Source organism: Actinophytocola sp. (assembly GCF_049647105.1).
GTDB lineage: Bacteria > Actinomycetota > Actinomycetes > Mycobacteriales > Pseudonocardiaceae > Actinophytocola.
In genome coordinates this window covers 16,211-29,106 of sequence record NZ_JBARWZ010000311.1, presented here as the reverse complement: position 1 = coordinate 29,106, position 12,896 = coordinate 16,211, and the positions used below count along the sequence as shown (strand labels likewise).

At 68.1% G+C, this 12,896-nt stretch carries 7 protein-coding genes and 1 pseudogene; 6 read left to right on the top strand and 2 right to left on the bottom strand.

Going from position 1 to position 12,896, the window contains the following annotated elements:
* On the bottom strand, positions 1-198 hold a 198-nt coding region (locus tag WBA97_RS38405), incomplete at its 3' end, for a hypothetical protein (protein ID WP_424235960.1).
* 354 nt (positions 199-552) lie between these two features.
* Between WBA97_RS38405 and WBA97_RS38400 the strand changes: the two genes are divergently transcribed.
* The 6 genes and pseudogenes from WBA97_RS38400 to WBA97_RS38375 all read left to right on the top strand — a co-directional run bounded on the left by WBA97_RS38400 (position 553) and on the right by WBA97_RS38375 (position 8,874).
* Positions 553-1,776, top strand: a complete 1,224-nt coding sequence (locus tag WBA97_RS38400) for a PrgI family protein (RefSeq protein ID WP_424235959.1) — start codon at positions 553-555, stop codon at positions 1,774-1,776.
* Positions 1,776-3,686 (top strand): VirB4 family type IV secretion system protein, encoded by a 1,911-nt coding sequence (locus WBA97_RS38395; protein WP_424235958.1) that lies wholly within the window; start codon positions 1,776-1,778, stop codon positions 3,684-3,686. The genes WBA97_RS38400 and WBA97_RS38395 overlap by 1 nt, the downstream gene beginning before the upstream one ends.
* 50 nt (positions 3,687-3,736) lie before the next feature.
* Positions 3,737-4,116: pseudogene (locus WBA97_RS38390) on the top strand (GP88 family protein); the annotation flags it as partial.
* Positions 4,117-4,199: 83 nt separating this feature from the next.
* The gene (locus tag WBA97_RS38385; protein WP_424235957.1) at positions 4,200-6,743 is read left to right on the top strand and encodes a type IV secretory system conjugative DNA transfer family protein; all 2,544 of its coding nucleotides are present in this window, start codon (positions 4,200-4,202) and stop codon (positions 6,741-6,743) included.
* A gap of 127 nt (positions 6,744-6,870) precedes the next feature.
* On the top strand, positions 6,871-7,914 hold the full coding sequence (locus WBA97_RS38380; protein ID WP_424235956.1) for a replication-relaxation family protein: 1,044 nt from the start codon (positions 6,871-6,873) through the stop codon (positions 7,912-7,914).
* 3 nt (positions 7,915-7,917) lie between these two features.
* Positions 7,918-8,874, top strand: coding sequence for an NlpC/P60 family protein (locus WBA97_RS38375; RefSeq protein ID WP_424235955.1), 957 nt, complete (start codon positions 7,918-7,920; stop codon positions 8,872-8,874).
* 151 nt (positions 8,875-9,025) lie between these two features.
* On the opposite strand, the gene WBA97_RS38370 is transcribed toward WBA97_RS38375, so the two are convergent.
* Positions 9,026-12,763, bottom strand: a complete 3,738-nt coding sequence (locus WBA97_RS38370; RefSeq protein WP_424235954.1) for a hypothetical protein — start codon at positions 12,761-12,763, stop codon at positions 9,026-9,028.
* Positions 12,764-12,896 lie beyond the last annotated feature (133 nt).

Below are 12,896 nucleotides of genomic sequence, written 5' to 3'. Positions count from 1 at the left end.
GCCCCCGCCCGCGCAGCCGCGCCTCGCGCCCACCCCGGAGAGGGTCAACAAGCGGCTCAAGGCGGCCCATGACGCCGAGCGTGCCCGCGCGGCCCGCCGGTCGCGGCTGCCCTCGCAGGCGCCGCAGTTCCTGCAGCCCTCACCCCAAGACTCCACCCACGACCCCGCCGTCACCCCGGCGCACCAGGGACCAGTCATGCCTCCTGAGTTCAGTTCTGCATCCACGCCCGCCGCGCCTACGCCTCGGCGGGGTCAGCGGCCGGGATCGACACCCCAGTTCCAAGCCGCCGGAGGGCCGCGTCGACGTGGCGCCACCCCGCCGCCGGCTCGTCCGATCCGCACGGCGTCGGTGCCGCCACAGTTGCAGTTTCGGCCCGCCACGCCGCTCGCGCGGCAGCCGTCGTCGCCACCCAGGCCGGCGTCTGCTCCTGCCGCGCCGGTGTTCCGGCAGGCACAGCCCGAGCCGCGTATCGGTGACGCCTACCGGCGCACCCAGTCCGTTCCGCCGCCGGTGTTCCGCGCGCCGAAACCCGCTCCAGGAGGTGAAGGGAAATGAGTCAGCCGGTAAGGATTCCCGCCGACGTCGACCGCGAGGACCGGGTGATCGGTCCGCTGACCGCACGGCAGCTGCTCATCCTCGCTACCACCGGGATCGTGCTGTACGGGACGTACAACATCACCCGCGATTTCGTGCCACTGGTGGTGTTCCTCATCGTCGCCATCCCGATCGGGGTGACCGCCGCCTTCCTCGCGCTGGGCCAGCGCGACGGCATCACCCTCGACCGGTTGGTGCTCGCGGCGTTGCGACAGCGGATGAGCCCACAGCACCGAGTGGCCGCGCCGGAAGGCATCCGCCCGGCCCCCGAGTGGCTGGGCAGCCAGGTCACGAACGCCAGCAGCAAGGCCCGCACCAAAGCGAAGGACGGCGCGGATGCTGCGGCGTCGGCGGTCTCGCCGGCCGCGCTGCGGCTGCCCGCCGAAGCGGTCACCGACACCGGTGTCATCGACCTCGGCAAGGACGGCGTCGCCGTGGTCGCGGTGTGCTCCACGATCAACTTCGGGCTGCGCACCCCCGCCGAGCAAGAGTCCCTCGTCGCCTCCTTCGGGCGGTATCTGCACTCGCTGACAGCGCTGGTGCAGGTGCTGGTGCGCGCGGAACGACTGGACCTGTCCAGGCAGATCGCCGAGCTCCGCGAACAGGCCGGCGGGCTGCCACACCCGGCGCTGGAACAGGCGGCGCGCGAGCACGCCGAGTACCTCGACCAGCTCGGCCGCGCCACCGATCTGCTGCGCCGCCAAGTCCTGCTGATCCTGCGCGAGCCGCTGCTCACCACAGGACCGACCGACGGGCTCGGCGGCGCCTCGCCACTGGCCGCGTTGACCGCGAAACGTAAGGCCGCCAAGCAAGCCGCCTTGCTCGATGACGCGACCCGGCGGGCCGCAGAGGCCCGGCTGGTCCGCCGGCTCGGCGAGGCAGTCGAGCTGCTCTCCCCGTCCGGGATCGTGGTCACCCCGCTGGACGCCGGACAGGCCACCGCAGTGCTCGCCGCAGCCTGCAACCCCGACAGCGTGATCCCGCCGAACTCCGATCTCGCCGCCTCGGACGAGGTCATCACCACCGCCCCGGACGAGAGCTGGGACACCAGCGCGTTCGGCCCCGCCGCGTTCCCCACCGACGACGAGTTCAGCGAGGCCGAGAACGCCTGGGACGACGACTTCGACGACACCGCCGAGGACCCCGACGACTACGCCAACTCCGCGGGGAGGTACCGCTGATGAAGACCAAGGACAAGCGCCGCGGCCGGAAGCCCCAAAGCGTGCAACCGCCGCTCGGGCGTGCCAGCGCGTTCACGCCAGACGCCATCTCCGTCCGTCCTCGTGCGCTGGAAGTTGGTGGCGAATGGGTCGCGAGTTTTGCCGTCGTCGGCTACCCACGCGAAGTGCACAACGGGTGGCTGCAGCCGCTGCTGACCTACCCCGGCAGGGTCGACGTCTCGCTGCACATCGAGCCGATCGACCCGGTCACCGCAGCCAACCGACTCAAGAAGCAGCTGTCGAAACTCGAAAGCGGTCGCCGGCACACCAGCGAGAAAGGCCGGCTGGTCGACCCGCACGTCGAAGCAGCCACCGAGGACGCCTACGACTTGTCCGCACGGGTAGCCCGTGGCGAGGGCAAGCTTTACCGGCTCGGGCTGTACCTGACTGTGCACGCCCCGTCCGAGGAGGCTCTCGGTGACGAGGTCGCGGCTATCCGGTCGCTGGCGGCGTCGCTGCTGCTGGACTGCAAACCCACCACGTACCGCAGCCTGCAGGGCTGGATCACCAGCCTGCCCATGGGTCTCGATCTCGTGGGCATGAGGAGGACGTTCGACACCTCGGCGTTGTCGGCGGCCTTCCCGTTCACGTCGCCGGACCTGCCGCCGCCAGACCCGACGTCGGTCGGCGCGCCGAGCGGAGTGCTCTACGGCTTCAACGTTGGCAGCCAGGGCCTCGTGCATCACGACCGGTTTGCCCTGGACAACCACAACAGCGTGATCCTCGGCCGCTCCGGCGCGGGCAAGAGCTACCTGGTGAAGCTGGAGTTGCTGCGCTCGCTGTACCGCGGGATCGAGATCCACGTCATCGACCCCGAGGACGAGTACGCCCGACTGGCCGCCGCGGTCGGCGGCACCTATGTGCACCTCGGCGCAGAGCAGGTCCGCCTCAACCCGATGGACCTGCCGATCCACACCCGCCCGGACGGGCGCCGCACCGCGCCGCGCGACGCGCTGATCCGCCGGTCACTGTTCCTGCACACCGTGATCTCGGTGCTGCTGGGCAGCGAACTCGAAGCGACCGAACGGGCCGCGCTGGACCGGGCCATCACCGCGACCTACCAGCGCGTCGGCATCACATCGGACCCTCGAACCTGGACCCGCCCGGCGCCACTGCTGGCCGACCTCGCCGAGGTCCTCGCCGACACAGGTGACCCCGCCGGGCTCGAGCTCGCGGCACGGCTGCACCCGTACGTCACCGGCGCCTTCTCCGGGCTGTTCTCCGGGCCGACCTCGACCCGCCCCGAAGGGCACCTGGTCGTGTTCTCACTACGGGACCTCGCCGACGAGCTCAAGCCGATCGGCACACTGCTGACACTCGACTCAGTCTGGCGGCAGGTCTCCAACCCGGCCATCCGCAAACCCCGGCTGGTCGTGGTCGACGAAGCCTGGCTGCTGATGAAGGAACCCGCGGGAGCCGAGTTCCTGTTCCGGATGGCCAAAGCGTCGCGGAAGCAGTGGGCCGGCCTCACAGTGGCCACGCAGGACACGGCCGACGTGCTCGGCTCCGATCTGGGCAAGGCGGTAGTGGCGAACGCCGCGACGCAGATCCTGTTGCGGCAAGCCTCGCAGGCGATCGACGAGATCACCCGCACCTTCGAGCTCTCCATGGGTGAACGCCAGTTCCTGCTCACCGCAGACCGCGGCCAGGGGCTCCTGTCGACCGGCACACAGCGCGTGGCCTTCCAGTCCATTTCTTCCCCAGTCGAGCACGAACTGGCCACGTCCAACCCCGCAGAAATCGCCGGGTATTCCGAAAACTTGTCGGGAATCGAGACCTCCTTCGTCGAACTCGGCGCGGACGACGCCGCGGGAATCGCGGACTCGTTCGACGACGGCTACGCGTCGCAGATCGAACTCGACGCCGCGTAACCGCACGCCCCAATCCGTTTACACCATTCGCACCCGTGGGAATACCCATCTACATCAAAGGTGTGTCCCGATTCCGGACGCTCGTCGAACCTGACCCGCCGTCGAATTTCCTGTGGGTCTACTCGTATGGCGGGACACAGGATGCCGCGCTGAATCCCGCCGTCGACCGGGTCGCGGATGTTTCCCGACGAGCCCGCGATCGCCGAGGCGGGCTGGGCCTCGCAGGAATCCAGCGATCTGCTCGCGGTCCTGGGCCCGCGGCTGGTCGGTGTGCCGGCCAACCGCATTCCCGCCTTACCTCAAGCGGCTGGCCGGCCGTCGGTTCTCCGAGTGGCAAGCCGAGGTCGACGCCGAACGCGCTGCCCGCGGGGACCGCCGGCACCTCCGGCTCGTGGTCGACAACACCCGCCCCGACCACAGCCAGCAGCCCACGGGCGAGCCGGCTGACCAGTCACGGCGACCTGACCGCTGCTCACACCCGTCCCGTCGACCACTTCCGTGGGGAGGTCACCGATGTCCTGGCCAACCACCACTGCACCCCTGTCGACCCTCGTCCCTCCGCGGGTCGAGCAGGCCGCGGACGCGCTGGCCTCACCGGTCGGCGACTACCTGCGTGACCCGCTCGGCGCGTTCCAGAACGTGCTGGGGCACCTGCGCGACCTCGCCCTGACCTGGGGACCGGTCGCCGGGCCGGTGCTCGTGGTCGCCGTCACCGCCGCGGTCGTCGCGCGCCGCCGGTGGCGCCGCCGCTACCAGCAGCGCCTGGCCACCGATGCCCGCCTGGTCACCGTGCTCGCACCACCGACGGTCGACCCGTCCGGGGCGATCACCGTGTGGTCCAACCTCGTCGGATTGCTGCGGCCAGGCTGGCTGCGCCGCTTCGGCGGGCAGCCGCACCTGAGCTTCGAGCTGACCTTCACCGACGACGGCGTGCAGATCCGGCTGTGGGTGCCCGGCCTGGTGCCGCCCGGCATGGTCGAGCGCGCGATCGAGGCCGCCTGGCCCGGCGCGCACACCCGCACCACCCCCGCCAAGTCCCCCATCCCAACCGCGGCGGCAGCAGGCCGGCGCGTCGAAGCGGTCGGGGGTGAACTGCGGTTGGCCCGCTCGGAGGCGCTGCCGATCCGCACCGAGCATCCGGCCGACCCGATCCGGGCGATGCTCGGCGCGCCGGTCGGGCTCGGCCCGCACGAGCGGGCTTGCGTGCAGATCCTCGCCCGCCCGGTCGCCGGCCACCGGGTGACCAAGGCACGTCGCGCGGCGCGGCGGGTGCATGCGGGCGGGTCGGTCTACCTGGTCGGCCGACTGCTCGACGCCATCACGCCGGGCAAGACCCCGAAGCCGTCGACCAGCACGCGGACACCGGGCCTGGATCGCCAGACCAGCCTGGAGTACGCCGCCCAAGACCGCGCGGTCGTGGAGAAGCTGCGGGCGAACCAGTTCGAGTCCCGCATCCGCTACGCCGTGGCCACCACCGTCCCCGATGACGCCACCGCAGGCGAGGTCCAAGCGGTACGGGAGGTGCTGCGGGGCCGCGGGCACGCGATCGCCTCGGCGTTCGCCGCCTACTCCGAGCACAACTACTACCGCCGGGTCCGGATCCGCCATGACCCGGTTGCCGTGTTGGCCGAACGCCGCCTGGGCAAGGGCGACCTGCTGTCGATTCCGGAGCTGGCAGCGATCGCGCACCTGCCGATCGACGAGGCCACCCCTGGCCTGCAGCGGGCCGGCGCGAAAGCTGTGCCGCCCCCGCCGGGCATCGCCACGATCGGCGAGCAGATCAAGCCCCTGGGGCTGTCGGACTCTGGGCACTCCCGCCCGGTCGGGCTGCACGTCGCCGACGCCCGCCACCACCTGCACATCCTCGGCGCCACCGGCTCCGGCAAGTCCGAGCTGATGGCCCGGGTGATCCTGGCCGACGCCGAGGCCGGCCGCGGTGTCGTCGTGGTCGACCCGAAGGGCGACCTGGTCAGCGACATCCTCATGCGCCTACCCGAGGAACTGGGCGAGAAAGTCGTGCTGTTCGACGCCGACTCCCGAGCCCGCCCGCCGGTGCTCAACCCGTTGGAGGGCGCGGACAAGGCCCGCGCCGTCGACAACCTCGTCAGCATCTTCTCCCGGATCTACGCCTCCTCGTGGGGTCCGCGCACGGACGACATCCTGCGCGCCGGGCTGCTCACCCTGACCGCGATGCCCGGCACGCCGACGCTGGTCGACTTGCCCAAGCTGCTCACCGTGCCGGCGTTCCGGCAACGGGCCTGCGACCAGATCGACGACGAGGTCCTCAAGGGCTTCTGGTCCTGGTACGAAGACCTGTCCGAAGCCAGCCGCGCACAAGTGATCGCGCCGCTGATGAACAAGATCCGCGGCTTCCTGTTGCGCCCGTTTGTCCGCGCCGCCATCGCCGGTGGCACGTCCACCGTGGACATGGACGAGGTGCTCAACACCGGCGGCATCTGCCTGGTGCGCATCGCTCGCGACGCACTGGGGATGGAAACCGCGCGGCTGGTCGGCTCCATCGTCGTGGCCCGCACCTGGCAGGCCGCCACCCGTCGAGCTCGCGTCCCGCAGCGTCAACGCCGCGACTGCGGGCTCTACGTGGACGAGTGCCACAACTTCCTGAACCTCGCGTATCCGTTGGAAGACATGCTCGCCGAGGCCCGCGGCTACCGGCTCTCCATCGCGTTGGCGCACCAGTACCTCGGGCAGCTACCGAAGGAGCTCGAAGAGGGCATCAGCACCAACGCCCGCAGCAAGATCTTCTTCAACGCGTCGCCCGAGGATGCGAAGAGGCTGGCCCGGCACACCATGCCGCGGCTTTCTGATCACGACCTGTCCAATCTCGGCGTGTACCACGTCGCCGCCCGGCTCGTCCTGGGCGGCGAGGAAGCACCGCCATTCACTGCGGTCACCGAGAAGCTCCCGCCCGCGATTCCCGGGCGCGCCAAGGTAATCCGCAAAGCAGCCAGGGTCAACACACGCCCGCCCGTCACTGTCGCCGACACCGCCGCGGGTGGATCCGGACAGCCCACTGTGGACCCACGCCGAGCGGCCTGACCCGTCAGTTCTCGTTCTCCTGCAACGCATGCGGGCTCACCTATCGCGCACGTTCCGCTCCTGTGATCCCGCATGCGTTGCCTTCACCTTCCCCCATTCCGGCCCAACGACTGGGAGGTGCCGACCCATGATTTCGAATCCCACGCCGCAGAGGGCCTTGCGCGGGCACATGCCCCAACGCCCCACGCCACGAGCGGCCACCACCGGGGAGCACCACGCCCAGCTCGCCGGACGGCTTACCCTCCGGGACCGATGGCTGGCCCGGATGCTGCACGAGCACAAGGTCTTCACCACCCAGCAGATCGTCGAACTCTGCTACCCGACCATGCGCGCGGCCAACCACCGCCTGCTCGACCTGTTCAAGTGGCGCGTCGTCGACCGCTTCCAGCCGTTCGTCAGCTCCGGCACCGCACCGATGCACTACGTGCTCGACATAGCCGGAGCGGTCGCGCTCGCCTACGAGGACGGTCTCGACCCCAAGCAACTCGGCTACCGCCACGAAGACGCCATCGGCATCGCCCACTCCCTGCGCCTCGCGCACACCGTGGGTGTCAACGGCTTCTTCACCACCCTCGTCGCAATCAGCCGACGGTCCGGCGCACAGGGACGACTGACCGCCTGGTGGTCAGAGCTGCGCTGCGGACGGCTCTTCGGCGACATGGTCCGCCCGGACGCCTACGGCCGCTGGCGCGAAGACGACCGGCAGATCGAGTTCTTCCTCGAATTCGACTTTGGCACCGAGGACCTCGGCAAGCTCGGCCGCAAGCTCCACGGCTACGAAAAGCTAGCCACCACAACAGGAATCATCACTCCAATCCTGGTGTGGCTGCCCACCAACCGCCGGGAAACCACAGCGTGCAGGGCGCTCGCCGACGCGCTGTCCCAGTTGGACCGCCCCGCACTCGTGCCCGTCGCCACCAGCGCCGCGGACGTCGCGGGGGTAGCCGGCGAGAACAACCCCGCTGTCGCCCGGTGGCTGCCGATCTCCGGCACGGCATCGCGACGGCCAGGCCGGCTGCGGCTCGCCGAACTCGCCCAGCTCTGGCCCCACACAGACCCGCCCACCACGGCGCCGTCGTCGACCACGGCCCAGGCCCAGCAGGCGCCCGCGGAACTGGCCGCGCCAGACCCGCTCCCGCCACCCCTACCCACCAGCCGCTTCCGGAGGTGACCCATGAAGATCGCCGTTGCCGCTGTCGCGGCCATCATCGCCGTCCCCATCCTCATCGGGGGCGTCGGCAAAGCCATCGTCAGTGCGCTGCTCGGCACCGGTGGCACCGAACCGAGCCAGGCCGCCATCGCCGAGATCCCCAACGACTACCTGTCGCTCTACCGCGCAGCAGCCTCCGTGTGCCCAGGGCTGGACTGGACGATCCTCGCCGCCATCGGCGATGCCGAATCCAAGCACGGGCGCGGTTCCGGCGAGGGCATCAAGGAAGGCGAGAACCACATGGGGGCCGGCGGTCCCATGCAGTTCCTCAAGCCCACCTTCGACGGCGTGATCGCGCGGCACACGATCCCGCCCGGAGGCTCGAACCCGCCGTCACGCTACAACCCGCACGACGCCATCTACGCCGCCGCGTTCTACCTGTGCGATTCCGGAGCACAGAAGGACATCCGCAAGGCACTCTTCGCCTACAACCACTCCACCGAGTACGTCAACGGCGTTCTGGCACAAGCAAAGCGGTACGGCACGGCCACCGTCGGAACCGGCGACTGCAACAAGATCCAGGCACCCAACCCGGCCGCGATCATGGCGATCAACTTCGCCTGCGGCCAACTCGGCCTCCCGTACGTCTGGGGCGGCAACGGACCAGCCGGCGGACACGCCGGCTTCGACTGCTCCGGCCTCACCAAAGCCGCCTACAACGCTGCCGGCATCAACCTGCCCCGCACAGCGCAAACCCAGTACAACGCGGGACCACTGGTACCCGCCGGCCAACCACTGCTTCCTGGCGACCTGGTCTTCTACGGCACACCCGGCAACGTCCACCACGTGGGCCTGTACATCGGCGCGGGCAAGATGGTGCACGCGCCGACCTTCGGCGAGCCAGTCCAGGTCAGCAACTACCGCTGGAACGGAGACGACTACCTAGCGGCGTCGCGCCCGACGGCCGATCCTCGGGTGTAGAGCATCTGGGCTCCAGGTTCCGCGTTTCGTCAGCAACGTCCGTAGACAACGTCCGTAGACGAGGAACCTCCCCGCCATCCAGGCCAAGCTTTGACATCAGGCAGAGGCGGGTACAGTCCCAACGTCATCCGCGCTACGGTGTCGGCCATTGTCATCGCCATCCGCCGTGTTGCGCGGCAAGGAGCCGCTCGGGTCGCAGAATGAGACCGGCGAGAGCAGGATGCGTTTCCTCTGTCTGGACGATGAAGTCTGAACCAGTGGTGGATAGCAGTATTAATGCTTGGTAGGCCACGAAGATCGCATTCGCTTCGCAAGCCTGCAGTCGGTCGGATGGGAGGGTCTTCGCCACGTCATGGAGGCCGTATGCGCCCAGGGTGTGGTAGGCAATGGCCAGCCCACCTAGGCGGAGGATGGGGACGTCCATGTCGGTGCCGATCGGGACCACCACAGGATGCCGATGCATTTCGTGGTCTGTCGCAATGGTGCGAACTGCCGGAAGCTGAGGAACTACCGGGTCCACCAGCTGTCCCGGCGACCGCAGCCAGGCAACCTGATGCGGACCGCGGTAGGTGCACACCTTGCGGGGATCTGCCGCAGCCATCTTCATCGGCTCATCGAACGCGAGGGTGCCGTCATCGAGAAAGACGAACAGGATGAATTCGGCGATGTCCGCCGACAGTCCCATCGCACGCAACGCGAACGCCGTCTCGACCGCGACTTCCAGCGGATCACGCGGAGCGTGCCCCGCGGCACGGGTAACCTGCGCCGCTCCCACGGCACGTGCGGGTGCCGAGTCAGCACCTATACTTATCAGTGAATTGCGAATCGCATTCTCATTGGGAGTCAGCACCGTATCCGGAGTGGCGACACCCCGGCGTCTACCGAGCGTGCCTTCGCTGCTTTCGCTCGGCAGTTCGAACGATGTTCCGAAGGGCGGGTCATGGCGGTCGGTGCATCCGTTGAGCAACAGCCGGCGCATGACGTTGACGGACCCAGTTCGATCCACGGCCTCGATCTCTGCGGGCACAGCCTGGTCGAGCAGACTGCGACATTTCAACTTGTCTCCGTTGAGATAGCAGCTCAGCGCTCGAAATACCATGATGACGTCTCGATCTCCGGCCTGAAGCTTGACACCCTTGTCCAATGCCGCCGTCGCCATCCGGCCCACCGACGCGAGCAATTCGAAGGCCGCCTTGTCCTGGTTGAGCAAGCCTTCCACGCAGCCTGTGCTCAAGTTCCGCAACAGTGTCGAGGTGTCGAATCGGCGGAGTGTGCCGGACTGGATGTCCTGTTCGAATTCGTCCACGATCGCCTTCGCGGCGTCCCAATCCCCTAGATGGACACACGCCTCTGCCACGATGCGCAAAACCTGTGGGTACTCCACCTGCGCAGGATGCATGCGCTTCAGCATCGCCTCGCCCTGCGCGCGGGCCTCCGCGGTACGACCGGTCCTGATCAGCAGAGTGAGCCCGGTCAGGTTCTCGAACCAGTCGTCCCCGCCGGTGGCAGGAACGAGCCGGCGGAAATCACGCAGCGCCGATTCCAACGCGGTCAATCTCGGATGCTCGACGCCGTGCATCAGCAGGTTCATGACCGTGGCACCAGCCATGCGGATCGTCAGGGCTGCCGTTTCCTGGTCCAGGCCAACCACTTGGGGCACCTGGGTCACGAACTGCTCCAACAGCGGGACGATGTGCTCCACGTTGTCGCGGGGATGATCGCTGAGTTCGTACAGCGCGTGAGCGTAGGAGACAAGCGTTTGGACGCGGAGACCGAGTGAATGATCATCGGACTGACTGTCGAGATAGTCGAGTTCGGCGGCAAGATACCGCTTGGCAGTCTGCCATTCCTCCAAGTACCCGAGGATGCCCGCGGTGTTGCCCCACAACAGCGACACGGCCTGGTTGAAGTCTGCCAGTTCGATGGTGCGCTCGGAAAGGGTGATGGCGTGGGCAACCATGGCTGCGGCTGTACCCATCTCGTGGCGCGAGGTGAATGTTTGCAGCCACGCTTGCGTACAGAACGCCAATTTGAACACCGTGAAACTGGTATTCCCCTCGCGGTCGACCAGTCCTCGGACTATGAACTGGACAATGTCATTCATCGTGATGGACGCATTCGAGAGCCCGGATAGCCCGTGGATGGCCTCCGCAGGCATCGGGAAGTGCTCGTCCATCACCGCCAACGAGTCGCGCTTCATAGCACGGAGGACTTCACCGATCGGCGGATCAGACTCGGCGTAGTGAGGAAACGCCGTGTGGACTTCGGGACTGGCCGACGCCAGCAGCAGGTGTACCGGGATCTGTCGCGACGCAACGAAGGCCGCGCCGCGCAGAGCTTGTGCGGCAAGCACCGCAGGGGGTTCTGCCCGGCTCGTTATCCGCTGCCACGTGGCGGTGATGGTGCCGACCACCGTGTGCGGATAACCGTGCGGCACCGAGGGAGCGTCATCCATGGCGCGCTGGAGCAAGCTTCCAAATCCGGCGATCGCACGAGCAAGGTCGCCCTGGTACTCCAGTACCGTGCTCACCAAGTACGCCGCCGCCAGTTCCAGAGCCAGCGGCCAGCGATGCAGAAGATCCGCGAGCTCCTCCAGTGCCTCCAGCTCCTGCGGATCTGGGGTGCGGCTCCCCAGCACGCGTCGGGCCAGCAGTTCGACGGCCTCACCACCGGTCATCCCGGCAACCTCGATCTTCGCGGTGGACGGGCCCGCCAGCGGGGTCTGATCGGTGGTCGTGACCAGCGTATGCCCGTATCCGCGTGGCGGAATCCAGTCGCGCACCACGGCTTGATCCGCGCAGTTGTCGAACACCAGAAGCCAGGGGCGTGCGCTGCGCGCCAGTACGCCGAAGATCCGCTGGCGCAACGAGAGGTCGGCGTCGTCGTTGTCGATCAGGCCGTGAGCCCGGAACCAGTCCGCGACTTCACTGAACGACGCCGCCAGTTGGGACGGTGATGTCGCGTCGACAAACATGACCAACTCGTAGCTGTACGCGTTGTCGTCGGCCCAGGCCACGGCCAAGCTGCTCTTACCGGTCCCTGACAGACCCGCAAGCAGGCACACGGGCGCCGCATTGGGATGCACGGGGAAAGGCAGATGCTGTCGCAGGTCTGCCAGCAACTCCGGCCGGGCGATATCCCCGGTCCGGGGTGCCGGGGTCACCGGGATCGCCCAGTCTCGCTCGCGGATCAACGCGGTGAGCGCCTCAACGCTGGTCCCCAGGATGCGCACCAGAGCGCTCATGGGCAGTTCGGCCACTGCAGGACCCGCTGCCTTGCCCATCACCTCCCACACGAGATAGCCGGTCAACAGGCCCGCCGCGTCCCATCCCACGGTCGACGGTGCCACCCGGTGTCGGGCTGCGCGGACGCGTTCCTGCACATCGACGCGCACCTGCTCGATATCGCGCGGGTCCAGCACGACCTCCATGCGGACAAGTCGTTGCCAAAACTCTGGCTCCTGGGCTGCCAGCTCGGTCGCCACCTTCCAGCGGCCAGCCAAGGCGAGTACCCGTTCGCGCAGGTCAGGACGTTCATCGCGCAACAAGGCCAGCAACTCGGAGAGGTTGTCCCCGGCCGAGCGGTTGGTCACCACCAAGTAATGCTCGGCGGAATGGGTCAGCAGGCGGACCGCGATGGACAGGAGGTTCGACGCAGTGAACGCGGAGTTCGCGCCGCCGCTCTTGATCTGCGCGACCGTCGTGATCCGGTCGCCGCACCGCACCCCGAAGTCCACGATGTCCTGATCGGCCTGCAGCCTGGTGGTCAGGACACCCTCGACCTGAATCGCTGTGGATGCCGGATTGTCGACCAACAGTGCCGACAGCCCGTACTCCAGGGTCCAGAGAAACTGGTACTCGAACCCGCGTATGGCGTCGTGTGCGCCCACGTGTGATCTCCTTTGCGGCGTTGCGGCCCGTGACCTCGACGGTCGACTCACGACACAACCGGACGAACGCGCTGATCGCCGCTCCACACACGAAGGCAAGCGCTTCGAGGCTGACCTGCGCGAGCCGGCATTG

Coding starts and splice junctions, on each gene's coding strand:
- WBA97_RS38400 (WP_424235959.1), top strand. CDS start 553: ATGAGTCAGCCGGTAAGGATTCCCGCCGACGTCGACCGCGAGGACCGG.
- WBA97_RS38395 (WP_424235958.1), top strand. CDS start 1,776: ATGAAGACCAAGGACAAGCGCCGCGGCCGGAAGCCCCAAAGCGTGCAA.
- WBA97_RS38385 (WP_424235957.1), top strand. CDS start 4,200: ATGTCCTGGCCAACCACCACTGCACCCCTGTCGACCCTCGTCCCTCCG.
- WBA97_RS38380 (WP_424235956.1), top strand. CDS start 6,871: ATGATTTCGAATCCCACGCCGCAGAGGGCCTTGCGCGGGCACATGCCC.
- WBA97_RS38375 (WP_424235955.1), top strand. CDS start 7,918: ATGAAGATCGCCGTTGCCGCTGTCGCGGCCATCATCGCCGTCCCCATC.